Here is a 24,962-nt window from a genome sequence, read left to right as displayed (position 1 = left end):
TCTCTGCGACCATTTGCCATGGGGCCGATCGTCGAAAAGATGCAGCCGAGGCCGTCAGAGCTGGTGGGTAAATCGCTGCACCGCACCCACGACCTGCCGCGCGCCCTCCTGAATTTCCACGATCACGCTGCCCGCCTGGTTGGCCAGCGACAGGCCCTGTTCGGCCTGAACCCGCGTGCTGCCCATGTCCTTGACCACGTCATCCACCAGTTTCTGGTTCTGTTGCACCACCGCGACAATTTCCTCGGTGGCCGTGCTGGTGCGCCCGGCCAACTGACGCACTTCATCCGCCACGACGGCAAAGCCACGCCCTTGTTCACCGGCGCGGGCCGCTTCGATGGCGGCATTGAGGGCCAGCAAGTTGGTCTGCTGGGCGATGCCACCGATGGTTTGCACGATGGTGCTGATCAGCAGCGATTGCTTGCCCAGCGCTTCCATGCCATGGGAGGCGGAAAGCATCTGGTCGGCAATGCCGTTCATGGTTTCCACAGTGTTGTTGATCACCGCTGCTCCACGCTGGGCCGAGACATCGGTGCGCTGGGAGATTTCGAAGGCAGTGCCCGCCGCGACGCTGATTTCCGCTTCGCGATGTACCTGATCGGTAATGACAGTGGCGAACTTCACCACTTTGTAAAGCTTGCCCTGCGTGTCGTGGACCGGGTTGTACGTCGCTTCCAGCCAGACTTCATCGCCACGGCTGTTCAAGCGTTTGAACCGGTCTGCCACGAACTCACCGTTGTTCAGGCGTTTCCAGAACGCTTTGTAGTCTTCGGTGGCGGCGAATTTCGGGTCACAGAACAGGCTGTGGTGCTTGCCGAGAATCTGATCCTGGCTGTAGCCCATTTCCTGGAGGAAGGACTGGTTAGCCTTCAGCACGTGGCCGCCGAGGTCGAATTCGATGACCGCTGTCGACCGCAGCAGGGCGTTGATGAACGACTCGTTTTCCCGGGCCTTGTTGACTTCGGCGGTGACGTTGGTGGCCAGACATTTGAAGGCGACGAGGCGACCTTGCTCATCTTTCAACGGCGACCAGGTGGCGTGAAGCCAGATCAGCGAACCGCCTTTGCTGACGAAGCGGTAGTCGTCGGTCACTGCCGTGCCGCTGGTGGCTGCGGCCTTGAAGTTGCGAAAGCATGGCATGGTCGCCACGTAGGAAGGGATAAATGCCGCCATGGGGTTGCCGACCAGTTCATCGTGGGAGTAACCGATTGCTGCGCAGAACTTGCTGTTGGCGTCCGTGATGCGCAGGTCGGAATCCACCGTCAGCGACAGCATCTCCTGCATGAGGGCGTCATGAAAATTTTTGAGCGTGACCAGCTCCGAGCTTAGTGTGGCCACCTGCTTTTTGACTTTGGAATTAAACATCTGCCGCTCCTTGGATATCCTCTGCTTGATGTCGGCGTTCGTATGCCGAAATTAAGCCCGGTCGTCAGAATGTGTATAGATCATGCGTGGATAAAAGGAGGGCGCTGACAAGGAATTCCGGACAAGAAAAAGCCCGCGATGGGGGGTGCGGGCTTAAAGTCAGTCTTGGAGGAGCAATTGAAGACTACCGCCCTCAATGTGAAAAACCTGTGAACACCTCTCAACAACAGTTAATAAATAGCGTTGGTCAGAAAAGCCTTCACGATGGACTTCGCAGAAGGCCTGACTTTCTGGCTGCCCAGCTCTTCAGTGGTAAACCACTTGCAGTCGGCAATTTCATTATGGGGGGCAGGGGTGGCGATCATCGTCACCGACACTTCGAACACGTGGTGCAACACAGTGCCGCCTTCAAACCGGGTGATGTACGCCAGGTCTTCCAGGATCAGTCCGGTCTCTTCACGTAGTTCTCGCGCAGCCGCCTGCGCGGGCGATTCATCGGCTTCGACCTTGCCGCCCGGCAGGTTCCAGCGAGCTTTGGATTTGCGCACGTAGAGGATCTGATTGTCCCTGCGGCAAATGACTGTGGCTCGTTCTTTCATTGGCGTTCCTCCACCGTACAACCCGTAAAAGCGCCTGCCGTCCGTGCATGTTCACGCGGTTGTCATAAAAGCTTCATAAAGACGTTTGAAGCAGTAACGGTGCCAATGTTCCCTTGACCTCCACATAAATCGGCCGGTCACAGCAAAACCATAGCTGGAATGGGGGGAGATTTTCGTCAACCCGCCCGGCGGCGTGTTGTAGCGGCCTGGGCTGGACCCAGCACAGCCCAAAGTGCCACTACTGAAGTGGCGCGATGCTTAGGGGTCACACCAAGGCGATCGTGCCCTTGGCGCGATGAACGGTCGGCGGAGGTGAGACGTGATGCGCGTTTCTGGCGCGGCCCGCACACCGATGGGGCCCAATGCTCACTGCGTGGGGTGATCCGTAGCGCTGAATTCTCTCGGCCCGCGCCAGGTTTCGACCTGCACGCACTTGGCTCTGCACCCATGTGATTGAAAACACCGGTGATTCTTGCGCCTTCTTTTACTGCCCGAGTCTGTGGCACACTTTCTGCTGTCTATTCCGTTGTGGCAAACAGTGTTCCGCTATAGCGGAATAATTACAACCGGCGGAGTTTCTCTCATGTGGCGCGGATCCCTTTCTTTGAAAGCTTGTGCACTGGCCCTGATAACAGCAGCGACGTTTGCGACGACGGCGTACGCCGCTGACAGCAAGCTCGACAGCGTTCTGCAACGTGGCCATCTGATCGTGGGTACGGGGAGCACCAATGCCCCTTGGCACTTCCAGGGTGCAGACGGCAAGTTGCAGGGTTTTGATATCGACATCGCGCGGATCGTCGCAAAGGGCCTGTTCAATGACCCGAGCAAAGTCGAGTTCGTCGTGCAGTCTTCCGACGCGCGCATCCCGAACCTGCTGACCGACAAAGTCGACATGAGCTGCCAGTTCATCACCGTCACCGCCAGCCGCGCCCAGCAGGTGGCCTTCACCCTGCCTTACTACCGCGAAGGCGTCGCGCTGTTGCTGCCGACCAACAGCAAGTACAAGGAAATCGATGACCTGAAAGGCGCCGGCGATGGCGTCACCGTTGCCGTGCTGCAAAACGTCTACGCCGAAGAGCTCGTGCATCAGGCGCTGCCCAAGGCGAAGGTTGATCAGTACGACAGCGTCGATCTGATGTACCAGGCCATCAACTCCGGTCGTGCCGATGCGGCGGCCACCGATCAGTCGTCGGTGAAATACCTGATGGTGCAGAACCCCGGTCGCTATCGCTCGCCCGCGTTCGCCTGGAGCCCGCAGACCTACGCCTGCGCCGTGAAGCGTGGTGATCAGGACTGGCTGAACTTCGTCAACACCGCCCTGCATGAAGCCATGACCGGGGTCGAGTTCCCGATGTATGCCGAGTCGTTCAAGAAGTGGTTCGGCGTGGACCTGCCGACCCCTGCGATCGGTTTCCCGATGGAATACAAATAACCCGCGCCGCTTGCGTCGCCCACTGAAGCGGGCGAGGACGGCCGTGGTGCCGTCCCGCCCCAGGTACTGCTGACCATGAATTATCAGCTGAATTTTGCAGCGGTCTGGCGGGATTTCCCCAGTCTGCTGGCGGGGCTGGGGCTCGGCCTGGAACTGGCCCTGATCGCCATCGCCATCGGGTGCGTGATCGGCATGATGGCCGCGTTTGCGATGCTGTCGCGCTATCGGGCCCTGCGCATCGTGGCGTCGGTTTACGTCACCGTGGTGCGCAACACGCCGATTCTGGTGCTGATCCTGTTGATCTACTTCGCCTTGCCCGGGCTCGGTATTCGTCTGGACAAGATCCCGTCGTTCATCATCACCCTGTCGCTGTATGCCGGGGCGTACCTGACCGAAGTGTTCCGCGCAGGGCTGCTGAGCATTCACAAGGGCCAGCGTGAAGCGGGGCTGGCGATCGGCCTCGGCGAATGGCAGGTGCGCGCTTACATCGTCGTCCCGGTGATGCTGCGCAATGTGCTGCCGGCACTGTCGAACAACTTCATTTCGCTGTTCAAGGACACGTCCCTGGCCGCCGCCATCGCGGTGCCGGAACTGACCTATTACGCGCGCAAGATCAACGTCGAGAGCTACCGGGTGATTGAAACCTGGCTGGTGACCACGGCGCTGTACGTCGCGGCCTGTTACCTCATTGCCATGCTGCTGCGTTACCTCGAGCAGCGTCTGGCGATTCGCCGCTAGGAGGCCCGGACCATGTACGAACAACCCAGTTGGTTGCATGAATTGTGGATTGCCCGGGAGGCGTTGTGGGCAGGGTTTCTCACCAGCGTGCAGTGCGCGGGACTGGCGATCGTGTTCGGCACGGTGATCGGCGTGTTCGCCGGGCTGATCCTGACCTACGGGAAATGGTGGGCGCGCCTGCCGTTTCGCGCCTACGTCGATCTGATTCGCGGCACGCCCGTGTTTGTCCTGGTGCTGGCCTGCTTCTACATGGCACCGGCGCTGGGCTGGCAGATCGGCGCGTTCCAGGCCGGTGCGCTGGGCCTGACGCTGTTTTGCGGCTCCCATGTCGCCGAGATCGCGCGCGGTGCCTTGCAGGCCATCCCGCGCGGGCAACTGGAAGCGGGCAAGGCCATCGGCCTGACGTTCGGTCAGTCCCTCAGTTATGTGCTGTTGCCTCAAGCGCTGCGGCAGATATTGCCGACCTGGGTCAATTCGTCTACCGAGATCGTCAAGGCCTCGACCCTGCTCTCGGTGATCGGCGTGGCCGAGCTGCTTCTCAGCACCCAGCAGGTCATCGCGCGCAACTTCATGACCCTCGAGTTTTACCTGTTCGCCGGCTTTCTCTTCTTCGTCATCAACTACGCCATCGAGCTTCTTGGGCGGCAAATCGAAAAACGGGTGGCCTTGCCATGACACAGACTCAAACCGCACCTGCCGCTCCGGCTCTATTGAGCATCGAAGGGCTGCACAAATCCTATGGCCCGGTTGAAGTGCTCAAGGGCGTCGACCTGAAGATGAACAAAGGCAACGTGGTGACGCTGATCGGCTCCAGCGGCTCGGGCAAAACCACGCTGTTGCGTTGCGTCAATCTGCTGGAAGAATTTCAGGGCGGGCACATTCGTCTCGAAGGTCAGGACATCGGCTACAGCGACGTCAGTGGCAAGCGCGTGCGTCATCCGGAAAAACTCATCGCGCAGCACCGGGCGATGACCGGCATGGCGTTTCAGCAGTTCAACCTGTTCCCGCACTTGACCGCGCTGCAGAACGTTACCCTCGGCCTGCTCAAAGTAAAAAAGCTGCCCAAGGACCAGGCCGTTGCGCTGGCCGAAAAGTGGCTGGAGCGCGTGGGCCTGCTGGAGCGGCGCAATCACTTTCCCGGTCAGTTGTCCGGCGGTCAGCAGCAGCGCGTGGCGATTGCCCGCGCCATTGCCATGAACCCGAGCCTGATGTTGTTCGACGAGGTCACGTCGGCGCTGGACCCGGAGCTGGTGGGCGAGGTGCTCAGCGTGATCAAGGGCCTGGCGGAAGAGGGCATGACCATGTTGCTGGTGACCCACGAGATGCGCTTCGCCTACGAGGTGTCCGATCAGATCGTGTTCATGAACCAGGGCCGTATCGAAGAGCAGGGCCCGCCCAAGGCATTATTCGAACAACCCAAGTCAGCGCGTCTGGCTGAATTCCTCAAGAACATTCGTTTTTAAGACGCTCAATCAAAGGAGATTTTCATGAGCATTACTCGTTACGGTGCCGGCAGTACCGCAGGTGGCGGCCAGCCACGTCCATTCGCCCGCGCCGTCGAAGCCGATGGCTGGCTGCATGTGTCGGGGCAGGTGCCGGCCGAAAACGGTGAGATCATCAACGGCGGGATCGTCGAGCAGACCCATAAAACCATGCAGAACCTGGTGGCCATCCTGACCGAGGCCGGTTACGGCCTGGAAGACGTGGTGCGCGTTGGCGTGTGGCTGGAAGACCCCCGTGATTTCTGGAGCTTTAACAAGGTTTTCGGCGAGTATTTTTCCCCGGAACATGCCCCGGCCCGCGCCTGCGTGCAGGCCAACATGATGGTCGACTGCAAGGTCGAGATCGATTGCATTGCCTACAAGAAAAAGTAAGGAGCAGCGGCAAGCTTTAAGCTGCAAGCTGCAAGTCGGTAGAGCGCTGATGCAACACGTGCCGCTTGAAGCTTGCAGCCCAATTGCCTACCCCATTTTTAAAGGCTAAAGGCGTTTTTGCATCCGCGCCCTTTAGCCTGGAGCTGCTCTTATGACCGAAGACATCAAACGCCGGGCCCGTGGTTTAGACCGAGCGTTCGATATTCTCGATTTTCTCAAGGAAACCGGCACGCCGATGCGGCCCAACGAGATCGCCAGTGGCATCGGCAGCCCGAAATCGACGGTGTATGAGCTGGTCAGTTCGCTGCTGGAGCGGCGCGTCCTCGAGACCGTCGGCAAGGATGGCCATGTGTACCTGGGCCGGCAGTTGTACTTCCTTGGGCAGGCGCATCTGCGTCACTTCGACTTCACTCGCGAGGCCGAAGTCAGCTTGGGTGAAATCGTCGAGCAGACCCGGGAAACCGCGCAGATGTGCCTGCTCAACGGCCGCAAATACACCGTCGCGCTGATGAAAGAAGGCGCGCGGCATTTTCGTATTTCGTCGGACATCGGCGAGGACGCGCCGATCCCGTGGACCGCCTCGGGGCGGCTGCTGCTCGGGCACCTCACCGATCAGGCGATCATCGACCTGATCGACGACGAGGACTTCATCCTGCCGGACGGCCAGCGCCTGCCGATCGAGACGTTTCTCGCCGAGATCCGCAAGGCCCACGACGACGGCTTCTTTTCCTTCGACAGCATCGCCGACACCTTCACCCATTGCTTCGCCGCGCCGGTGCGGGACAAACAGGGCATCTGCATCGCGACCCTGTGCATCGTCGCCCCGCGCGCCGACGCCACCGCCCATTACGATCATTACCGGCGCGTGCTGATTGACACCGCCAACGGTCTGGCCCGGCGCGTCATCGAATAGCGTCGGCCTTACGTACACTCGAACAAAAAATTCAGGAGAACAGAGATGAGCATTGCCGCGATTGAAAAAGGCGCCACGCAACCCGGCGACCACCTGGTGCGCGACGTCAGCCTGCCCGCGCTGGTGATCCACGACACGGCGCTGGAGCACAACCTGCGCTGGATGCAGAAGTTCGTGAGTGACAGCGGCGCCGAGCTCGCGCCCCACGGCAAGACCAGCATGGTCCCGGCGCTGTTTCTGCGGCAGTTGCAGCACGGCGCGTGGGGCATGACCCTCGCCACGGCGGTGCAGACCCGCGCGGCCTACGCTCATGGCGTGCGTCGCGTGCTGATGGCCAATCAACTGGTCGGCGCGCCGAACATGGCGATCATCGCCGAGATGCTCACCGACGGGATGTTCGACTTTCACTGCATGGTCGATCACCCGGACAACGTCAAGGCGCTGGGCGAGTTCTTCGCCGCCAAGGGCCTGAACTTGAATGTGATGATCGAGTACGGCGTGGTCGGTGGACGTTGCGGTTGCCGCAGTGAAGCCGAGGTCATGGCCCTGGCCGACGCCATCGCCGCGCAACCGGCGCTGAAGCTGACCGGCATCGAAGGCTACGAGGGCGTGATCCATGGCGACCAAGCCGTGAGCGGCATTCGCGCGTTCGCCACGTCGCTGGTGCGGCTGGCCGTGACGCTGCAGGACAAGGGCGCGTTTGCGCTGGATCGCCCGATCGTCACGGCCTCGGGTTCGGCCTGGTACGACCTGATCGCCGAAGAATTCGACAAACAGCAGGTGCGCGAGCGTTTCCTGAGCGTGTTGCGCCCCGGCAGTTACGTGGTCCACGACCACGGCATCTACAAAGACGCGCAGTGCTGCGTGCTCGATCGACGTCACGACCTGAGTGAGGGCTTGCAGCCAGCGATGGAGGTCTGGGCCCATGTGCAATCGATGCCGGAGCCGGGTTTTGCGGTGATCGCCATGGGCAAACGCGACGTGGCGTTCGACGCCGGCATGCCCAACCCGATCAAGCGCTATGCGCCGGGGGCGGTGCCGGCGATTGGCGAGGACGTCAGCGCGTGCAAAGTCACTGCTGTGATGGACCAGCACGCGTTCATGACCGTCGCGCCCGGTTGCGAATTGAAAGTGGGCGATATCATTTCGTTCGGCACCTCGCACCCGTGCCTGACCTTCGACAAATGGCGCACGGGTTGCCTGGTGGGTGATGATCTGTGCGTCATCGAATCCTTCGATACCTGCTTCTGACAGGAGTTTGCGATGAGTGAAATGGTCAGTCACAGCTATCCGCGCGTCGCGCTGATCGGCGAATGCATGATCGAGTTGCAACAGCACGCCAACGGCACGCTCAAGCAGAGCTTCGGCGGCGACACGCTGAACACCGCGGTATACCTGTCGCGCCTGCTGGGTTCGGCGGCGCAGGTGGATTACGTCACGGCGCTGGGCGACGACAGTTTCAGCGACGCCATGTGCCAGGTCTGGACAGATGAGGGCATTGGTCTGAGTCGGGTACAGCGTCTGCCGGGGAGGCTGCCGGGGTTGTATTGCATTCAGACCGACGCCAACGGGGAGCGACGTTTTCTCTACTGGCGCAACGAGGCGGCGGTGCGCGAATGCTTCACCACGCCAGCGGCCGAGCCGGTGCTGGCCGCGCTGCCGGATTACGACGTGCTGTATTTCAGCGGCATCACCCTGGCGGTGCTGGGTGAAACGGGCAGGGCGCGGCTGCTCTCGACCCTTGGCGATGCCCGGGACCGAGGGGCGAGGGTGGTGTTCGACAACAATTACCGGCCGCGCTTGTGGCGCAGCGTCGAACAGGCGCGTCAGGCGTATCGCGCGGTCATGCACGAAGTCGATCTAGCGCTGCTGACCGAGGAGGATGAGCAGGCGCTGTTCGACTACAGCGACGTCGAGGAGATTCTGCAGACCTACCGGGCCATGGGTGTCAGCGAGGTGGTGGTGAAACGCGGGGCCGAGAGCTGTCTCGTCAGTGTCGACGACCGGCGTTATGAAGTGCCGGCGCACACCGTGCAGAAGGTCATCGACACCACGGCGGCGGGGGATTCGTTCAGTGCTGCCTATCTGGCTCGGCGTTTGCGCGGCGGGGGTCCAAAAGATGCGGCCAATGCCGGGCATCAGTTGGCGAGCCTGGTGATTCAGCACCCGGGCGCGTTGATACCGCGCAGCGTGATGCCGGTCTGAATGGGAAATAGATGGTGTGGCCACCGGCCTCTTCCCGGCTAAAGCCGGTCCCACTAAAGAATCGCGCGCGTTCAGTGGGATTGGCTGAAGGAATGCGGACCCTTGTGGGACCGGCTTCAGCCGGGAAGGCGTCGGGCGTTATGCCGCGAAATCGAGGGTGTGCATGCGGGCCTCTTCCCGGCTAAAGCCGGTCCCACTAAAGAATCGCGTGCATTCAGTGGGATTGGCTGAGGGAATGCGGACCTTTGTAGGACCGGCTTCAGCCGGGAAAGGGCCCTGAGATCGCTGCAAGGGTCTCGGCTGTACCCTCAATCCCGATAAAAAACCTGCACCAGGTGATACCCGAATTTGCTTTTGACCGGACCATGCACGGTCCGCAACGGCTTTTTGAAAATCACCTGGTCAATCGCGCCGACCATCTGGCCCGGCCGCACCTCACCCAGATCGCCGCCGCGCTTGCCGCTCGGGCAGGTCGAATACTTCTTCGCCAGCACGTCGAACGCTTCGCCCTTGGCAATGCGCTGCTTCAGTTGCTCGGCTTCTTCAGCGGTCTTGACCAGAATGTGGCGGGCTTGGGCTTTCATGATGGTCCGGACGTCTCGATAAAAAAGCCGCGCATTATGCCTTTGCTGCGCGATTTCGGGTAATTTCCCACACCTTGACCGGACGAACGTGTAAATCGGACCTGAGACACGCCCGACCCGGCCAGTCAAACAGCCCGAACGTTGAAACCGGCCGAAGGTCGACACACTGTAGGCCTGCAGTCTCCTCAAACCTCTTGTGCGGTGTTGCCTTATGGATTTTCCGGCGTTGTTGAAGGTGCTTGCCACCCAGGATGGATCGGACCTTTACCTGTCCACGGGCGCGCCCCCTTGCGCCAAGTTCAACGGCGTGCTCAAGCCGCTGGGCACGGAAGCGTTCAAACCCGGCGACGTCGGCCTGATCGCCAACGCGATCATGGACGCCGAGCAGCGCGTGGATTTCGAACGGGATCTGGAAATGAACCTGGCGTTTTCCCTGTCCGGCGTCGGGCGTTTCCGGATCAACATCTTCAAGCAGCGCAATGAAGTGTCGATCGTGGCGCGCAACATCAAGCTCGACATCCCCAAATTCGAAGACCTGCACCTGCCGCCGATCCTGCTCGATGTGATCATGGAAAAGCACGGCCTGGTGCTCTTTGTCGGCGCCACCGGTTCGGGTAAATCGACCTCCCTGGCGGCACTGATCGATCACCGCAACCGCCACGCCAGCGGCCACATCATCACCATCGAAGACCCGGTGGAGTTCATTCACAAACACAAGCGCTCGATCATCAACCAGCGCGAAGTGGGCGTCGACACGCGCAGCTTCCACGCGGCGCTGAAGAACACCCTGCGTCAGGCGCCGGACGTGATCCTGATCGGCGAAATCCGCGACCGCGAGACCATGGAGCACGCGCTGGCATTTGCCGACACCGGCCACCTGGCGATCTCGACGCTGCACGCCAACAACGCCAACCAGGCGCTGGACCGCATTATCAATTTCTTCCCCGAAGAGCGCCGCCCGCAGTTACTCCATGACCTGGGCAACAACCTCAAGGCGTTCGTCTCCCAGCGACTGGTCAAGACCACCGACGGTAAACGCCGTGCGGCAGTGGAGGTGATGCTGGGCACGCCGACCATTCGAGACCTGATCCACCGCAACGAGCTGACCGAGCTCAAGGGCATCATGGAGAAGTCCACCAACCTCGGCATGCAAACCTTCGACAACGCGCTGTATGACTTGGCGGTGGAGGGTGCGATCACGGAAGACGAGGCCGTGAAGAATGCGGATTCCGCCAACAACGTGCGCCTGCGGTTGAAGTTGCACAGCGAAGACGGGCCATCCACCATCGCCACCCCGCCCCGTGCGCCCCAGCCCGCTGCGCAGGTGAATGTGAAGGATTGGGGGCTGGTGGATGAGCGGGATGAGCCGGGGAGTTGAGGTTTCCCTTGCGATGATTCTGCGGTGTCATCACCGACGCGTACCCTTGTGGGACCGGCTTCAGCCGGGAAGAGGCCGGTTTGAGCACCACACATTTCGAGGTGTAGCGACCGACGCTTTCCCGGCTAAAGCCAGTCCCACTGATGTCCGCGTACCCTTGTAGGTCCGGCTTCAGCCGGGAATGGGCCGGTTTGAGCAACACACCTTTAGAGGTGCAGCGACCGACGCTTTCCGGGCTAAAGCCAGTCCTACCAGGCTCAGCGCGCCAGCCACCCGCCATCGATATTCCACGCCGCGCCACGCACCTGCGCGCCCGCTTCGCTGCACAGAAACACCGTCAACTCCCCCAGCTGCGAAGGGGTCACGAATTCCAGCGACGGCTGCTTCTCCGCCAGCAGGTCATGCTTCGCCTGTTCCAGGTCACCGGTCTGCGCAGCGCGATCATCGATCTGCTTCTGCACCAGTGGCGTCAGCACCCACCCGGGGCAGATGGCGTTGCAGGTGACATTGCTTGCAGCGGTTTCCAGCCCGACCACCTTGGTCAACCCGATGACGCCGTGCTTGGCTGCCACGTACGCCGCCTTGCCCGACGAACCCACCAGGCCATGCACCGACGCAATGTTCACGATTCGCCCCCAGCCCTTGGCACGCATGCCCGGCAGGCACAGCCGCGTGCTGTGAAACACCGACGACAGGTTGATGGCAATGATCTTGTCCCAGCTCTCCACCGGGAAATCCTCCACCGCGTCGACGTGCTGAATCCCTGCGTTATTGACCAGAATGTCGACGCCGCCAAACTCACGCTCGGCGTAGGCAATCATGTCGGCGATCTGCGCGACATCGCTGACGTCCGCCGGGTGGTGGCCGACTTTCCCGCCGTACTGCTTGACCTGCTCGATCACCGCCGATGCATCGCCGAAACCGTTGAGCACCAGATTTGCGCCAGCCTTGGCCAGCGTCAGCGCGATGCCCAGGCCGATGCCACTGGTGGAGCCGGTGACCAGTGCGGTTTTGCCTTGCAGACTCATGTTCGATTCCTCATACGATGCCGGTTGCATAGAAAACGCCGATCACCACGAACACCGCCAGTGTCTTGATGAGGGTGATGCCGAAGATGTCCTTATAGGCCTCACGGTGGGTCAGGCCGGTGACCGCCAGCAGGGTGATGACCGCGCCGTTGTGCGGGAGCGTGTCCATGCCGCCGCTGGCCATGGCCGCGACGCGGTGTAACACCTCCAGCGGAATGTTCGCCGCGTGGGCCGCCGCGATAAAGCTATCGGACATCGCCGCCAGCGCAATACTCATGCCCCCGGACGCCGAACCGGTGATCCCCGCCAGCAAGGTCACGGTAATCGCTTCATTGACCAACGGATTGGGAATGCTTTTGAGCCCGTCAGCCAGCACCAGGAATCCGGGCAACGACGCAATCACAGCGCCAAAACCGTATTCCGAGGCCGTATTCATCGCCGCCAGCAGCGCGCCGCTGACTGCGCCCTTGCTGCCTTCGGCCAGCTTCGATTTCACCGTCTTGAAGGCGAATAGCAGCACAAAGACAATTCCCACCAGCAACGCCGCTTCCACAGCCCAGATCGCGGTGATCTTGGCGATGTCGGTCTGCACCGGCGTCGCCATACCCGGGAGCGCGAGGGTGTGAGTCTTGCCGTACCACTGGGGAATCCACTGGGTGAACAGCAGGTTCATGATCCCCACCAGCAACAGCGGCGCCAGTGCGATCCACGGGTTGGGCAGGGCGATGTCGTCCGGGGTGTCCGGCTCGTTGCGCAACTCAGTGCCGTAGCCTTCGCCGGCACGCTGGGCCTTGTTGCGCTGGCGCTGCAGAAACAGCATGCCGACGCTGAACACGAACGCTGTGCCGATCAGGCCCAGCCACGGCGCCGCCCACGCCGTGGTGTTGAAGAAGGTCGAGGGGATGATGTTCTGGATCTGCGGGGTGCCGGGCAGGGCGTCCATGGTGAACGAAAACGCACCGAGGGCGATGGTCGCCGGAATCAGCCGTTTGGGAATGTTGCTCTGGCGGAACATCTCGGCGGCGAACGGGTAGACCGCAAACACCACCACAAACAGCGACACACCGCCATAGGTCAGCAGCGCGCAGACCAGCACGATCACCAGCATCGCCTGGCGGGTGCCGAGCAGGCGTATGGCTGCCGCCACGATAGAGCGCGAAAAACCCGACAGCTCGATCAGCTTGCCGAACACGGCACCAAGCAAAAACACCGGGAAGTAGAGTTTGACGAAGCCGACCATCTTGTCCATGAACACGCCGGTGAAGGCGGGCGCCACGGCAGAGGGGTCGGTGAGCAGCACGGCACCGAGGGCCGCGATGGGGGCAAAGAGGATGACGCTGTAACCCCGGTAGGCAGCCAGCATCAGCAGCGTAAGGGCCGCTAAAGCGATGATCACACTCATCGAGTGTCTCCTGTTGTTTTTGTTTTGGGTGCGGCGAGGCCGCGCAACAGGAGGTATAGCTACTTTCATGCCAGTGCGCTAACTGGCTGATTCCTAAGGGATTTGCTTGGTGGCGTCAGGGCGGCGGGTCAGATTCGTCCAGAAAATGAGACCACGATTGTGGAATTCGGCATCTGACCAACCCGTTGCCCTGGGTGGCGACAGCTCTGGATCAAGGCTTCTATCGATCAGTCCAGCATCATGGATAGCCAGTCTCTCTATTGAGACTCGGCGATCCCCAGCGCTGCCATTTTCTTGTACAGCGTCGAACGCCCCAGTCCCAGCTGCCGGGCCGCGAGGATCACGTTCCCCGCACACTGCGCCAGCTTCGTCTGAATCAGCTCCCGGTCGAAATGCTGCCGCGCCTCGCTGTACGTCTGATCATTGGACGCCAACGAGGCCGTTGCCGGCGGACTGGTCACGGGAACCAGCGTGCCGATGGCCGCGCGAATGTCGCCGGGATTGAGCTGCAGATCGTCGCTGAGCAATGCCGCACGTTCGAGCACGTTGCGCAGCTCGCGAATGTTGCCCGGCCAGGCATGCTGTGCGAGGGCGGCCATGGCTGCAGGTGCCAGTTCGTGCTGGCTGCGCAGGTCCTCGAGAATCGCTTCGGTCAACGCCGGAATATCATCCAGACGCTCGCGCAACGGCGGCACCCGGATGGGCAGCACGCTCAACCGGTAATACAGGTCAGCACGAAACTCCCCACGCTTGATCGCCGCTTCGAGATCCGTAGAGGTCGCCGCGATCAGGCGCACATCGCTTTTGATCATTTCGTTGGAACCCACCGGCTCGTACTCTTTTTCCTGCAGTACGCGCAGCAGCTTGCTCTGCAGCGGCAGGGGCATATCGCCGATCTCATCAAGAAACAGCGTGCCACCCTCGGCCAGGTGCAATTTGCCCTGCCGCCCCTTGCGGTCTGCGCCGGTGAATGCGCCGGGGGCGGTGCCGAAGAACTCCGCCTCAAGCAACGCTTCGGGGATGGCCGCGCTGTTGATGCTGATGAAGGGTTTGTGCGCCCGTGGCGAGCTATTGTGCACGGCGTGGGCCAGCAGCTCCTTGCCGGTTCCGGTTTCACCGAGCAGCAACACCGGCGAATCGGTGCTGGCGCTGCGCCGGGCGCGGCGTTTGACTTCCAGGCTGGCGGCACTGGTGCCGATGAAGTGGGCAAAACTGTATTTGGCCTGACGGGCGCGCAGGAGGGAGCGGGTCGAGGCCAGTTCCTGCTGCATGCTTGAATAGCGCTTGAGCAGCGGCGACAGCGCGTGCAGCTCATCGAACAGCGCAAAACCGATGGCGCCGATCACCGCGCCGCCGTCGTCATGAATCGGCAGGCGCATGACCACCAGCGGATCCTTCGCCGTGTCCATCATGTCCAGCAGAATCGGCTGACCGTTGCTCGCCACCTGGCGCAGCAGGCTGCCGGGAATCACCTGTTCGCAGGGCTGACCCACCGCGCGGCTGGGGTCTTCGAGGCCAAAGCGGCGTGCGTAACGCTCGTTGATCCAGACGATGCGCGCGTCGCGGTCGACAATGACCGTGCCTTCGCTGGACTGCTCGATGATCTCGAAAAGCGAACGGATCGCCAGTCGCCGAACGCGTCGGTAATCCTTCAGGCTCTCACTGTCTTTCATGTGCGGTTCCGTCCTTCCTGTTCCTCGGCATCTGGCCGCACAGACTACGAATTCAAAATGGCTTCAATTGAAACCGGGGTGCGCTGCCGCCAGCAGTTCCCGGGTGTAGGGATGCTGTGGCGCATCGAACACGTCGTGGCTCGCGCCACGCTCGACCACCTTGCCGTCCTTGACCACGATCAGGTCATGGGCCAGCGCCTTGACCACCGCCAGGTCGTGACTGATGAACAGGTAAGTCAGGCCATGCCGTTCCTGCAACTGACGCAACAACGCGACGACCTGCTTCTGCACGGTGCGATCCAGCGCAGAGGTCGGTTCGTCGAGCAATATCAAGGCAGGTTTAAGCACAAGGGCGCGGGCAATGGCGATACGTTGCCGCTGCCCACCGGAAAACTCGTGGGGGTAGCGGTGCCGGCTCGACGGGTCGATGCCGACTTCCTCCAGTGCGCGAATCACTTCGGCCTCACAGCTGGCCTTGTCCAGGTCGCTGTGAACTTCCAGGCCCTCGCTGATGATCTGTGCCACCGACATGCGCGGGCTGAGGCTGCCGTAAGGGTCCTGAAACACCACCTGCATCTGCTTGCGCCATGGGCGCATCTGCTTCTGATTCAGGCTGTCCAGCCCATGACCCTTGAAGCGGATACTGCCACGGGATTCCAGCAAGCGCAGGATGGCCTGACCAAGTGTCGACTTGCCCGAGCCGGATTCGCCAACGATGCCCAGGGTTTTGCCGCGCTCGATGCTCAGGCTGATGTCATCGACGGCTTTCAGGTACTCGTGGTGCCGGTTGAAAATCCCGCCGCCGAGGGAGAACCAGACGCGCAGGTTGTCGACCTCAAGGACCTTCTCGCGGGTGTCCCGGGGCAACGGCTCGCCCGCCGGTTCCGCGTCCAGCAGCAAGCGGCTGTAAGGGTGTTGCGGGTTCTTGAACAACAGCTGGCAATTGGACTGCTCGACGATTTCCCCGGCGCGCATGACGCACACCCGCTGGGCGATGCTGTGCACCAGATTCAGGTCGTGGCTGATCAGCAACAGCGACATGTTCAGCCGTTGCTGAAGCTGTTTGAGCAGCAGCAGGATCTTGCGCTGCACCGTCACGTCCAGCGCAGTAGTGGGCTCATCGGCAATCAGCAGTTCCGGCTCGCAGGCCAGGGCCATGGCGATCATCACTCGCTGGCGTTGACCGCCGGACAACTCATGGGGGTAGGCCTTCAGGCGCTTCTTCGGGTGCTGAATGCCGACCAGCTCCAGCAGCTCGATGATCCGCGCCTGGGCTGCCTTGCCCGCCATCCCCTTATGCAGCAACAAGGTCTCGCCGATTTGGCGGGACACCGTGTGCAGCGGGTTCAGCGAGGTCATCGGCTCCTGAAAGATCATCGCGATCTGATTGCCCCGCAGCTCGCGCATGACGTTGCCATCGGCGCCGAGCAGTTCCTTGCCGCGATAACGAATGCTGCCGGTGCTCAGCGTGCCGGCCTGGGGCAGCAGTTGCAGGATCGAGTGGGCGGTCACCGATTTGCCCGAGCCCGACTCTCCGACCAATGCCAAGCACTCGCCGGCCGGGATGTCCAGGCTGAGGTGCTTGACCACCCTGTGGTCGTTGAACGACACCGAGAGGTCGCGGATTTCGATCAGGTTTTCGGACATCTCAGGACCTCGGGTCGAAGGCATCCCGCAGGGCCTCGCCAATAAACACCAGCAGCGACAGTATCAGCGCCAGTGTGAAAAATGCCGTGAAGCCCAGCCATGGCGCCTGCAGGTTCTGTTTGCCCTGGGCGATCAGCTCGCCCAGGGACGCGCTGCCGGCGGGCATGCCGAAGCCGAGGAAATCCAGCGCGGTCAGCGTGGAAATCGCCCCGGTGAGGATGAACGGCAGATAGCTCAGGGTCGCGTTCATCGCGTTGGGCAGGATGTGCCGCAGGATCACCTTGCGATCACTCAATCCCAGCGCGCGCGCCGCTTTGACGTATTCCAGATTGCGCCCGCGCAGGAACTCGGCGCGCACCACGTCCACCAGCGCCAGCCATGAAAAGAGCGCCATGATCCCCAGCAGCCACCAGAAATTCGGCTCGACGAAGCCCGACAGAATGATCAGCAGGTACAGCACCGGCAGGCCGGACCAGACTTCCAGCAGGCGCTGGCCGAGCAAATCCACCCAGCCGCCGTAATAGCCCTGCAATGCGCCGGCGGCGATGCCAATCAGCGCACTGATGAAGGTCAGCGCCAGGGCAAACAGAATCGACACCCGCGCGCCGAAAATCACCCGGGCCAGCACGTCCCGGGCCTGATCGTCGGTGCCCAGCCAGTTGATCGAGGAGGGCGGGCTCGGCGCGGGCTTGTTCAGGTCATAGTTGGGGGTGTCATCGCTGAACGGAATCGGCGGAAACAGCATCCAGCCGTCGCCCTTGCTGATCAGCTGGCGCACGTAATCGCTGCGGTAATCCGGCTGAAACGGCAACTGGCCGCCGAATTCCTGCTCGGTGTGGCGCTTGAAGGCGGGGAAATACAGTTCGTGCTGATAACTCAGCACCAAGGGTTTGTCGTTGGCGATGAGTTCGCCGCACAGGCTGAGCACGAACAGCCCGCAGAACAGCCACAGCGACCACCAGCCGCGGCGGTTATTGCGAAAGCGCTCGAAGCGACGGCGAGCCACCGGAGACAGTCTGCGCATCACGCATTCCTCGCGCTGAAGTCGATTCGGGGGTCGACCAGGGTGTAGCAGATGTCCCCGACCAGCTTTATCAGCAACCCGAACAGCGTGAAGATGAACAGCGAACCGAACACCACCGGGTAGTCCCGCGACACCGCGGCTTCGTAACTCATGCGGCCGAGGCCGTCGAGGGAAAAGATCACTTCGATCATCAACGAACCGGCAAAGAACACACTGATGAACGCCTGGGGAATGCCGGCCACGATCAGCAACATGGCGTTGCGGAACACATGGCCGTAAAGCACCCGCCGCTCGCTCAGGCCTTTGGCCCGGGCGGTCACGACGTACTGGCGGGTGACTTCGTTGAGGAAGGAGTTCTTGGTCAGAATGGTCAGCGTCGCGAAGCCGCCAATCACCAGCGACGTCACTGGCAATACCAGGTGCCAGAAGTAGTCGGCGATCTTGCCCAGGGTGCTCAATTGATCAAAGTTTTCGGACACCAGGCCGCGCACCGGGAACCAGCTCAGCGACGTGCCGCCGGCAAACAGCACCACCAGCAGCATGGCGAACAGAAAGGCCGGCATCGCGTAACCGATGATGATTGCCGTGCTGCTCCAGATGTCGAAGTGGCTGCCGTGCTTGACCGCCTTGCGGATGCCCAGAGGGATCGACACCAGGTAGGTAATCAATGTGGCCCACAGCCCCAGTGAGATAGAGACGGGCATTTTCTCCAGGATCAGGTCCGTCACCTTGGCGCCGCGAAAGAAGCTGTTGCCGAAATCCAGCTGCGCGTAGTTCTTCAGCATCAGCCACAAGCGCTCGTGCAAGGGTTTGTCGAAGCCGTATTGGTGTTCGATTTCCTTGATCAGCTTGGGATCGAGGCCGCGACTGGCTCGGGACTGGCCGGCGTTCATGGTTTCGGTGTGGCCGGCGCCAATCGTGCCCCCGGCCACCCCTTGCAGCTTGGCGATGGCTTGCTCGACCGGGCCGCCGGGCGCGGCCTGCACGATGAAGAAGTTGACCAACAGAATGCACAGCAGCGTCGGAATGATCAGCAGCAGGCGCCTCATCAGGTAGCCGAGCATTACTTGACCTCCGAGGGAATGGCCGAAGCGCCCCGTTGTCGGGCGAACTCTTCGTTGGTCAGTGCCTGGGGGCTGACTTCCCACCAGGTGTCGATGGCCTCACTGTTGCTGGCCTGCACCTTGGGAATGCCGAAGCGGTTCCACCACACCGTGGACGAGCCGGGCGGGTAATAGTTGGGAATCCAGTAGAAGCCCCACTGCAGCACCCGGTCCAGGGCATGGGCGTAATCGATCATCGCGGGCTTGCTGTCGGCCTTGGCCAGGCCCTCGATCAGTGTGTCGACGGCCGGGTCGCGCAGGACCATGTAGTTGCTGGAGCCGGAATCGGTGGCGACTTTCGAGCCGAAGTTGTTGTACAGCTCCATGCCGGGGGAGGTTGAGACGCCGTAGCCGGTGACGATCATGTCGTAATCCCGGGCCATGACCCTGTTCAGGTACTGTGCCGAGTCGATGCGGCGGATTTCGAAATCGATGCCGATCTGCGCCAGATTGCGCTTGTAGGGCAGCAGGATTTTCTCGAAGCCGCTCTGGCCGTTGAGAAAAGTAAAACTCAACGGTTCGCCCTGGGCGTTGACCAGCTTGTCACCTTGGGGCATCCAGCCTGCTTCTTCGAGCAACGCCAGGGCCTGCAGCTGTTTATCGCGGATGAAACCGCTGCCATCGGTTTTCGGGGTCTGGAACACCGTGGTGAAGACTTCCGGCGGCACCTGACCGCGCAGCGGCTCAAGAATCTTCAGCTCGGACTCGGTGGGCAGCGCTGTCGCCGCCAGATCACTGTTGGAGAAGTAACTGTTCTGGCGCACATAGACGTTGCGCATCATCTGTTTGTTGGTCCACTCGAAATCCCACAGCATCGCCAGCGCCTGGCGCACGCGACGGTCCTGAAACTTCGGACGGTCCAGATTGAAGATAAAACCCTGGGAGCTCTGCACCGCACCCTTGGCCAGGTGCGCCCGCTGCAGACGGCCCTCGGTCAAGGCCGGGCTGTCATAGCCGATCGAATAACCGGTGGCGGAATATTCACGGTTGTAGTCATAGCCGCCACCGCGCAGCACCTGACGGGCGACGTCGGTGTCGCCGAAATACTCGACGCTGAAATGATCGAAGTTGTACTGGCCGCGATTGACCGGCAGGTCCTTGCCCCACCAGTCGGGGTTGCGCTCGAAGGTGACGCTGCGACCCGGGTCGACCTTGCCGATGCGATACGGGCCGCTGCCCACCGGGATCTCGAAGCCGCCGCCGTTGGCGAAGTCGCGGTCCTTCCACCAATGTTCGGGAAACACTGGCAGCGAGGCCAGATCCAGCGGCAGGGTGCGGCTTTCGCTGCTTTTGAAATCAAACCTAATTTGCGTCGGCGACTCGACTTCCACGCCTTTGACGTCCTGAAACTCGGTGCGGTACGACAGGCTGCCCTGGGTCATCAGCAGGTTGTAGGTGTAGCGCACGTCTTCGGCGGTGATGGGCGAGCCGTCGGAGAATTTCGCCTTGGGGCTCAGGTAGAAACGCAATGACATGCCGTCGGGAGCGCGCTCCATTTTCTCTGCGATCAGGCCATACACGGTGTAGGGCTCGTCCAGCGACCTGACCGCCAGCGGCGAGTAAAGCAAGCCATTGACCTGGGAGACGCCGGTGCCTTTGTCGAGGTACGGCATGATGTGATCGAACTGGCCGATTTCCTGCGCCGAGCGGCGCATGCTCCCGCCTTTCGGGGCGGCGGCATTCACGTAATCGAAGTGTTCGAAATTCGCCGGATAGCGTGGCGCCTCGCCGTAAACGGTCAACGCGTGTTGAGGGGCGGCGGACAGAACCTGAAAACCTGAAACGAGGACGAGTGTTGCAACCATCAGCGATGACAAAACAAAACGCATTGCACGAATCCTGACTGACATTGGTGACCAATATCAGGGTTGAAGGTCATGACGGCGCGGCTGGCCGATCCGGTTTTTTTATTGGTTACCCCGGTGGCAAGGTACCGCAAAGCCGAAGCCTTTGTAACCGGACAATACAGCGTTGGAGCAGGGATCCGATAAACAAACGGCCCGCTTTCAAGGGCGGGCCGTTCGTGCAGCAGCGCGGAGGATCAGTCCTGGCGGCTGGTCACTTCCAGCAGGTGATAACCGAACTGGGTTTTCACCGGGCCCTGGACGACGTTCACCGGTGCGCTGAACACCACGGTGTCGAATTCCTTGACCATTTGACCCGGGCCGAAGGAGCCGAGGTCGCCGCCTTGACGGCTGGACGGGCAGCTGGAGTTGGATTTTGCGACTTCGGCAAAATCAGCGCCGCCTTCGATCTGCGCCTTGAGTTCGTTGCACTTCTCTTCGCTGGATACGAGGATGTGGCGGGCAGTGGCTTTGGCCATTTTGATGACTCCTGTGAAAAAAAAGAAACGAGCGTACCGGAATAAGGGCCGCGTTTCCCGAGAAAGTTCAGGCGCCTTTGTCTTGCCGTGACAGACGACATCGTCGCTCAAAGACCTTTGTTGAACAGCAGACCGGCATGGTCCACGTACAGCTTTACCGGATCGACCTGCTTGCGCACCAGACCGGCGCTCTGATTGATGGAGTCCACGTGGTCCATCGGGTAGTCGGAGCGGATCACCTTGCCCAGGTGGGAGCTGAAGCGGCCAACCAGGCCGTCATTGGACGCGGCTTCCTTCTCGAACAGCAGCGCGTAACTGCGCAATGCCAGGTGCAGCGGGTCCATGGCATTGCGGCCTTCGGACAACAGTGAGCCGTCGATGCAGCCGCTCCACGAGTAATAGTGAACGCCGTGGACCCGTTCGGCGCCTTCACCGCCCCACGTCGATGGCAGCCCTTGGGAATACTTGCTGTTGAACGCTGCTACGCCCTCGGTGGTCAGCGCATCCAGCGCCTGAATCGGGTCCTGGGGCAAGTCCGCGTTGCCGCTCAACAGCGCAAGAAAATGCGCGAAACCTGCGGTCATCCGTGATGCGACCGCTTCAGGCATTTGCCCGGGTGTCAGCGCCCGACGTACTCGATCGGCTACTTCCGAGCCGTGATTGGGCCCGCTCACCGAGGTGACCGACGCCACGATATCCGGACGCAACGCCGCGGCATAGCGGGAGGTCAGCGCGCCCTGGCTGTGCCCGATCAGGTTGACTTTCAGGTAGCCGGTGCGGCGCAGGAAGCGTTCGATCTGGTCAATCAACTGCTCGCCGCGGGTTTCGTTGTCGTGGACGCCGGACAGCGCCGGCACATGAACCCTGCAGCCGGCTTTCTCCAGCGCCTCGGGGATGGCATGGAACATGTCCACCTTGCCGATCCGGTCAAAACCGAACAGGCCGTGGACCAGCAAAAGGGGATACTTGGTGGCGACTTCCCTGTACATGTCGATCATTCCTTGTATGGCGGAGAGGGATCGAGCTTAACCAGCGGAAGTGATAGGGGAAGGGCGCGGCGGTGCATGGCAATGCGCCGGTTGAGGCAAATTGTGGAGGGCCTTTGACCGCTACAGGCCTTGGTTGCCGGGGAGGCTGGAAAAGGCGCAGCCGTTGCGGCCCAAATCCGCCGGGTGGGTGGGGCGCTTTCCCACGATCGGCGTCTTAGCTGTGACGGGCGGTGGCTGACAACGACGACGCCGCGGAGGGAAGCCGGACGCATGGCTGGCACCGGCTTCCCGTTTGCAAATGTTACCTGTAGCGCAGTCTGTTCACGCCCTCGCGCAGCAGGCGCTCGGTGGACTCCCAGCCCAGGCACGCGTCCGTCACTGACACGCCGTATTTGAGTGAAGCACTCAAGGGCTGGCAGCCTTCGAACAAGTGACTTTCCAGCATCATGCCGATCAGTGTTCGGTCGCCGGCCAGTCGTTGCTGCAGCACATCGTTGAATACGGCCGGCTGACGCAGCGGATCCTTGCCGCTGTTGGCGTGACTGCAATCGACCATGATGCGCGCGGCCATGCGGTGCTTCGCCAGGCTGGCATTCACCGCGGCGACACTGGCCGCGTCGTAGTTGGGACCGCCGTGACCGCCGCGCAGCACGATGTGGGTGTCGGGATTGCCCGACGTCTCGATAATCGCCGGGTGGCCCTGGGAATCCATGCCGAAATGCCGGTGCGCGTGGGCCGCCGATCGAATGGCGTCGCAGGCCACGGAAATGCCGCCGTCGGTGCCGTTCTTGAAGCCCGTGGGCACGCCGAGGCCGCTGGCCATTTCCCTGTGGATCTGCGATTCAGTTGTTCTTGCGCCAATCGCCACCCAACTCAGGACGTCATCGAAGTAACCCGCCGCCATCGGCTGCAGCAGCTCTGTGGCGATAGGCAGGCCGAGCCGGACCATGTCACGCATCAACTGCCGTGACAGGGCCAGGCCCTCGGCCATGTCGTCACTGCCATCAAGCGCAGGGTCGTACGCCAGGCCTTTCCAGCCAACCGTGGTGCGGGGCTTCTCGACGTAGGCGCGCATCACCAGCAGCATCTGGTCGCTGACTTCGGCAGCCAGGCGCGCCAGGCGCTCGGCGTATTCGAGGCCGGCGTGGGGGTCGTGGATCGAGCACGGGCCGACCACGACCAGCAGGCGCGAATCTTCACCATTGAGAATGGCGCGAATCGACTGACGGTGGGCGGCGACCTGTGCGGTCATGGCAGCGTCCAGCGGCAGCTGATGTTTCAGCGCGAACGGCGTGGGCAGGCGTTTCGGGGCAGGGGAGCTGTCATTCAGGGTGACGGCGCTGGACGGCAGATCGATGAGGGTGTTGCGGACGACGGGCGAATTCATGTGCTGGCTTCCTGGTCGGCGGGCGTTCCCGCGCGGACCTACTGGGGTGTTCGACAATTGGCCGGATTGGCTGGGAGCAGGGCGTTGCCACCTGTCAGTGACCGATCGGAGGCGGCAGCCTGTCCCGAACGGAGGTTGCTAAATCGCCAGGCGAAGTCGGTGTCGTAGCGGTAATAGTGGGTGTGGTTCATGTGCAGCTCCTCAAATCAATCGGTCAAAAATGGGTGGCCCAGAAAAACAAAACCCCCGGTCGGGAAGCCGACCGGGGGTGAGAGTTATCTCTGGTGGGCGTCCCGAAGTTCAGGGCGCCGTGTGGGTATCAGGCGCGCCAGTGGCTAAACCAATACCCATAAAAATAAGATGCAGGAGCGATAGATGCTGTCGCATTCCAGGCAGCCGCACGCTCGGCCAGACGTGAACCGTCGGCGGCGAACAACTGGGTGGAAGGGGAAGGCAACATGGTCTGTCTCCGTGAAATGCCGCCGAGCTTACTTCAGACCCGTCGGATTCTTCAATTGGAAATTGCAATCGGGGTGATTGACGCCGGCTGCGTACCAAGAAGCAGTTAAAACGGCAAAATGCCGATTCAGTCCTCAGGCACTTTCGCAGGGCCGCCTTCAAGCGGTATCACGCCGATCTTCATTCCCAGCAGCACCGCGACTTTGTGCGACTCGCCCCGGCGTCCCTTCTTTCGCCCGGACAGCACTTGATAGGTCGTCGCCGGGTCCACGTTGTGCTCCCTGGCAAACTCTTGAACCGATTTGCCTTGCTGTTCCAGCCAAGCCTTGGCTTGTGCGGCAGTACGGATTCCGGGCATAGTTCAAAACCGTTCAAGTTCGTTCAAATTATTTCGATTCTATCACTCAAAAGAGTGATGTCAACAAGGCTATACATTCAAATGAGTGGAATAAGTGCCCGAATTAGGGAAGAGCGTGAGCGCTTGGGGCTTTCACAACGCGCATTCGGTGAAATCGGCGGCGTGGAAGCCAATGCACAGGGCAAGTATGAAAACGGCGAGCGCACGCCCAAGGCCGATTACCTGGCCCGGGTCGCACTTCGCGGTGTTGACGTGTTGTACGTGCTGACGGGGTCGCGCACCCCCGTGCCCATCGTCAGCCTGAGTGAAAACGAGGAGTGGATGGTGGGCAGTTACCGCACCCTCGGCAAGGAAGAGCAGGATGCCATCTGCCGGCTGACGACTACCCTGGCTGAATACCAGAGCAGCTATGCTCCGGATAGGAAGCCTTAATACTTTGCGAGGGATTCAGCGGTCGTATGTTTGAAGATTTTTATCAAGT

The 24,962-nt window shown here is 61.3% G+C and carries 23 protein-coding genes and 2 pseudogenes; 10 read left to right on the top strand and 15 right to left on the bottom strand.

Features of this window, described 5'->3' with window-relative positions:
• Positions 1-54: 54 nt before the first annotated feature.
• From IFT47_RS28275 to IFT47_RS21350, 3 genes and pseudogenes are all read right to left on the bottom strand, one after another.
• Positions 55-486, bottom strand: a pseudogene (locus tag IFT47_RS28275) (methyl-accepting chemotaxis protein); the annotation flags it as partial.
• 102 nt (positions 487-588) lie between these two features.
• Positions 589-1,275 (bottom strand): annotated as a pseudogene (locus IFT47_RS28270) (PAS domain-containing protein); the annotation flags it as partial.
• 320 nt (positions 1,276-1,595) lie between these two features.
• Positions 1,596-1,964 (bottom strand): NUDIX hydrolase, encoded by a 369-nt coding sequence (locus IFT47_RS21350; protein ID WP_192173979.1) that lies wholly within the window; start codon positions 1,962-1,964, stop codon positions 1,596-1,598.
• A 583-nt stretch (positions 1,965-2,547) separates the two neighbouring features.
• Between IFT47_RS21350 and IFT47_RS21345 the strand changes: the two genes are divergently transcribed.
• The 8 genes from IFT47_RS21345 (at position 2,548) to IFT47_RS21310 (ending at position 9,126) form a co-directional block, all read left to right on the top strand.
• Complete coding sequence (locus tag IFT47_RS21345) at positions 2,548-3,396, top strand: transporter substrate-binding domain-containing protein (protein WP_192173978.1); 849 nt, start codon at positions 2,548-2,550, stop codon at positions 3,394-3,396.
• Between the two features lie 75 nt (positions 3,397-3,471).
• Positions 3,472-4,134: an amino acid ABC transporter permease gene (locus IFT47_RS21340; protein WP_192173977.1), complete on the top strand. Its 663-nt coding sequence runs from the start codon at positions 3,472-3,474 to the stop codon at positions 4,132-4,134.
• 12 nt (positions 4,135-4,146) lie between these two features.
• Positions 4,147-4,809 carry an amino acid ABC transporter permease gene (locus tag IFT47_RS21335; RefSeq protein ID WP_192173976.1) on the top strand — a complete coding sequence of 221 codons (663 nt, stop codon included), beginning with the start codon at positions 4,147-4,149 and terminating at the stop codon, positions 4,807-4,809.
• Positions 4,806-5,597 (top strand): amino acid ABC transporter ATP-binding protein, encoded by a 792-nt coding sequence (locus IFT47_RS21330; protein ID WP_192173975.1) that lies wholly within the window; start codon positions 4,806-4,808, stop codon positions 5,595-5,597. Before IFT47_RS21335 ends, IFT47_RS21330 begins: the two co-directional genes overlap by 4 nt.
• A gap of 24 nt (positions 5,598-5,621) precedes the next feature.
• Positions 5,622-6,008: a RidA family protein gene (locus tag IFT47_RS21325; RefSeq protein WP_074883073.1), complete on the top strand. Its 387-nt coding sequence runs from the start codon at positions 5,622-5,624 to the stop codon at positions 6,006-6,008.
• A gap of 151 nt (positions 6,009-6,159) precedes the next feature.
• Complete coding sequence (locus IFT47_RS21320; RefSeq protein WP_192173974.1) at positions 6,160-6,921, top strand: IclR family transcriptional regulator; 762 nt, start codon at positions 6,160-6,162, stop codon at positions 6,919-6,921.
• Positions 6,922-6,966: 45 nt separating this feature from the next.
• Complete coding sequence (locus IFT47_RS21315) at positions 6,967-8,172, top strand: amino acid deaminase (RefSeq protein WP_192173973.1); 1,206 nt, start codon at positions 6,967-6,969, stop codon at positions 8,170-8,172.
• 12 nt (positions 8,173-8,184) lie between these two features.
• Positions 8,185-9,126 (top strand): sugar kinase, encoded by a 942-nt coding sequence (locus tag IFT47_RS21310; RefSeq protein WP_192173972.1) that lies wholly within the window; start codon positions 8,185-8,187, stop codon positions 9,124-9,126.
• Positions 9,127-9,434: 308 nt separating this feature from the next.
• On the opposite strand, the gene IFT47_RS21305 is transcribed toward IFT47_RS21310, so the two are convergent.
• Entirely contained in the window at positions 9,435-9,710 is a 276-nt protein-coding gene (locus IFT47_RS21305) for a peptidylprolyl isomerase (protein ID WP_037009819.1), read from the bottom strand.
• 211 nt (positions 9,711-9,921) lie between these two features.
• On the opposite strand from IFT47_RS21305, the gene IFT47_RS21300 reads away from it, so the two are divergent.
• Complete coding sequence (locus IFT47_RS21300; RefSeq protein ID WP_192173971.1) at positions 9,922-11,088, top strand: PilT/PilU family type 4a pilus ATPase; 1,167 nt, start codon at positions 9,922-9,924, stop codon at positions 11,086-11,088.
• Positions 11,089-11,345: 257 nt separating this feature from the next.
• On the opposite strand, the gene IFT47_RS21295 is transcribed toward IFT47_RS21300, so the two are convergent.
• The 11 genes from IFT47_RS21295 to IFT47_RS21245 all read right to left on the bottom strand — a co-directional run bounded on the left by IFT47_RS21295 (position 11,346) and on the right by IFT47_RS21245 (position 24,481).
• A complete protein-coding gene (locus tag IFT47_RS21295; protein WP_192173970.1) occupies positions 11,346-12,116 on the bottom strand; it encodes a 3-hydroxybutyrate dehydrogenase in 771 nt (256 codons plus the stop codon).
• A 10-nt stretch (positions 12,117-12,126) separates the two neighbouring features.
• On the bottom strand, positions 12,127-13,518 hold the full coding sequence (locus IFT47_RS21290; RefSeq protein WP_192173969.1) for a GntP family permease: 1,392 nt from the start codon (positions 13,516-13,518) through the stop codon (positions 12,127-12,129).
• Between the two features lie 257 nt (positions 13,519-13,775).
• Positions 13,776-15,191, bottom strand: coding sequence for a sigma-54 interaction domain-containing protein (locus tag IFT47_RS21285; protein ID WP_192173968.1), 1,416 nt, complete (start codon positions 15,189-15,191; stop codon positions 13,776-13,778).
• Positions 15,192-15,254: 63 nt separating this feature from the next.
• On the bottom strand, positions 15,255-16,838 hold the full coding sequence (locus tag IFT47_RS21280) for an ABC transporter ATP-binding protein (protein ID WP_192173967.1): 1,584 nt from the start codon (positions 16,836-16,838) through the stop codon (positions 15,255-15,257).
• A gap of 1 nt (position 16,839) precedes the next feature.
• On the bottom strand, positions 16,840-17,862 hold the full coding sequence (locus IFT47_RS21275) for an ABC transporter permease (protein WP_192173966.1): 1,023 nt from the start codon (positions 17,860-17,862) through the stop codon (positions 16,840-16,842).
• Positions 17,862-18,926, bottom strand: coding sequence for a microcin C ABC transporter permease YejB (locus IFT47_RS21270; RefSeq protein WP_192173965.1), 1,065 nt, complete (start codon positions 18,924-18,926; stop codon positions 17,862-17,864). Before IFT47_RS21270 ends, IFT47_RS21275 begins: the two co-directional genes overlap by 1 nt.
• Positions 18,926-20,794: an extracellular solute-binding protein gene (locus IFT47_RS21265; protein WP_192173964.1), complete on the bottom strand. Its 1,869-nt coding sequence runs from the start codon at positions 20,792-20,794 to the stop codon at positions 18,926-18,928. The genes IFT47_RS21270 and IFT47_RS21265 overlap by 1 nt, the downstream gene beginning before the upstream one ends.
• 212 nt (positions 20,795-21,006) lie before the next feature.
• Positions 21,007-21,288 carry a peptidylprolyl isomerase gene (locus IFT47_RS21260; RefSeq protein WP_027898593.1) on the bottom strand — a complete coding sequence of 94 codons (282 nt, stop codon included), beginning with the start codon at positions 21,286-21,288 and terminating at the stop codon, positions 21,007-21,009.
• Between the two features lie 107 nt (positions 21,289-21,395).
• Entirely contained in the window at positions 21,396-22,277 is an 882-nt protein-coding gene (locus tag IFT47_RS21255) for an esterase/lipase family protein (protein ID WP_192173963.1), read from the bottom strand.
• A 301-nt stretch (positions 22,278-22,578) separates the two neighbouring features.
• Positions 22,579-23,664, bottom strand: a complete 1,086-nt coding sequence (locus IFT47_RS21250; protein ID WP_192173962.1) for a 3-deoxy-7-phosphoheptulonate synthase — start codon at positions 23,662-23,664, stop codon at positions 22,579-22,581.
• Between the two features lie 586 nt (positions 23,665-24,250).
• Entirely contained in the window at positions 24,251-24,481 is a 231-nt protein-coding gene (locus IFT47_RS21245; protein WP_192173961.1) for a DNA-binding protein, read from the bottom strand.
• A gap of 81 nt (positions 24,482-24,562) precedes the next feature.
• Between IFT47_RS21245 and IFT47_RS21240 the strand changes: the two genes are divergently transcribed.
• Complete coding sequence (locus IFT47_RS21240; RefSeq protein ID WP_192173960.1) at positions 24,563-24,913, top strand: helix-turn-helix domain-containing protein; 351 nt, start codon at positions 24,563-24,565, stop codon at positions 24,911-24,913.
• Positions 24,914-24,962 lie beyond the last annotated feature (49 nt).

It is taken from the genome of Pseudomonas sp. CFBP 13711 (assembly GCF_014842265.1).
Lineage (GTDB): Bacteria > Pseudomonadota > Gammaproteobacteria > Pseudomonadales > Pseudomonadaceae > Aquipseudomonas.
Note: the sequence above shows the minus strand (reverse complement) of the source record. Positions and strands in the feature narration are given on the sequence as shown.

Bases quoted from the DNA above. Each gene is read 5' to 3' on its own strand.
- IFT47_RS21310 (WP_192173972.1), top strand. From the start codon at position 8,185: ATGAGTGAAATGGTCAGTCACAGCTATCCGCGCGTCGCGCTGATCGGC.
- IFT47_RS21350 (WP_192173979.1), bottom strand. From the start codon at position 1,964: ATGAAAGAACGAGCCACAGTCATTTGCCGCAGGGACAATCAGATCCTC.
- IFT47_RS21275 (WP_192173966.1), bottom strand. From the start codon at position 17,862: ATGCGCAGACTGTCTCCGGTGGCTCGCCGTCGCTTCGAGCGCTTTCGC.
- IFT47_RS21315 (WP_192173973.1), top strand. From the start codon at position 6,967: ATGAGCATTGCCGCGATTGAAAAAGGCGCCACGCAACCCGGCGACCAC.
- IFT47_RS21255 (WP_192173963.1), bottom strand. From the start codon at position 22,277: ATGTACAGGGAAGTCGCCACCAAGTATCCCCTTTTGCTGGTCCACGGC.
- IFT47_RS21290 (WP_192173969.1), bottom strand. From the start codon at position 13,518: ATGAGTGTGATCATCGCTTTAGCGGCCCTTACGCTGCTGATGCTGGCT.
- IFT47_RS21295 (WP_192173970.1), bottom strand. From the start codon at position 12,116: ATGAGTCTGCAAGGCAAAACCGCACTGGTCACCGGCTCCACCAGTGGC.
- IFT47_RS21270 (WP_192173965.1), bottom strand. From the start codon at position 18,926: ATGCTCGGCTACCTGATGAGGCGCCTGCTGCTGATCATTCCGACGCTG.
- IFT47_RS21345 (WP_192173978.1), top strand. From the start codon at position 2,548: ATGTGGCGCGGATCCCTTTCTTTGAAAGCTTGTGCACTGGCCCTGATA.
- IFT47_RS21265 (WP_192173964.1), bottom strand. From the start codon at position 20,794: ATGCGTTTTGTTTTGTCATCGCTGATGGTTGCAACACTCGTCCTCGTT.
- IFT47_RS21260 (WP_027898593.1), bottom strand. From the start codon at position 21,288: ATGGCCAAAGCCACTGCCCGCCACATCCTCGTATCCAGCGAAGAGAAG.
- IFT47_RS21250 (WP_192173962.1), bottom strand. From the start codon at position 23,664: ATGAATTCGCCCGTCGTCCGCAACACCCTCATCGATCTGCCGTCCAGC.
- IFT47_RS21320 (WP_192173974.1), top strand. From the start codon at position 6,160: ATGACCGAAGACATCAAACGCCGGGCCCGTGGTTTAGACCGAGCGTTC.
- IFT47_RS21330 (WP_192173975.1), top strand. From the start codon at position 4,806: ATGACACAGACTCAAACCGCACCTGCCGCTCCGGCTCTATTGAGCATC.
- IFT47_RS21340 (WP_192173977.1), top strand. From the start codon at position 3,472: ATGAATTATCAGCTGAATTTTGCAGCGGTCTGGCGGGATTTCCCCAGT.
- IFT47_RS21335 (WP_192173976.1), top strand. From the start codon at position 4,147: ATGTACGAACAACCCAGTTGGTTGCATGAATTGTGGATTGCCCGGGAG.
- IFT47_RS21245 (WP_192173961.1), bottom strand. From the start codon at position 24,481: ATGCCCGGAATCCGTACTGCCGCACAAGCCAAGGCTTGGCTGGAACAG.
- IFT47_RS21300 (WP_192173971.1), top strand. From the start codon at position 9,922: ATGGATTTTCCGGCGTTGTTGAAGGTGCTTGCCACCCAGGATGGATCG.
- IFT47_RS21285 (WP_192173968.1), bottom strand. From the start codon at position 15,191: ATGAAAGACAGTGAGAGCCTGAAGGATTACCGACGCGTTCGGCGACTG.
- IFT47_RS21305 (WP_037009819.1), bottom strand. From the start codon at position 9,710: ATGAAAGCCCAAGCCCGCCACATTCTGGTCAAGACCGCTGAAGAAGCC.
- IFT47_RS21325 (WP_074883073.1), top strand. From the start codon at position 5,622: ATGAGCATTACTCGTTACGGTGCCGGCAGTACCGCAGGTGGCGGCCAG.
- IFT47_RS21240 (WP_192173960.1), top strand. From the start codon at position 24,563: ATGAGTGGAATAAGTGCCCGAATTAGGGAAGAGCGTGAGCGCTTGGGG.
- IFT47_RS21280 (WP_192173967.1), bottom strand. From the start codon at position 16,838: ATGTCCGAAAACCTGATCGAAATCCGCGACCTCTCGGTGTCGTTCAAC.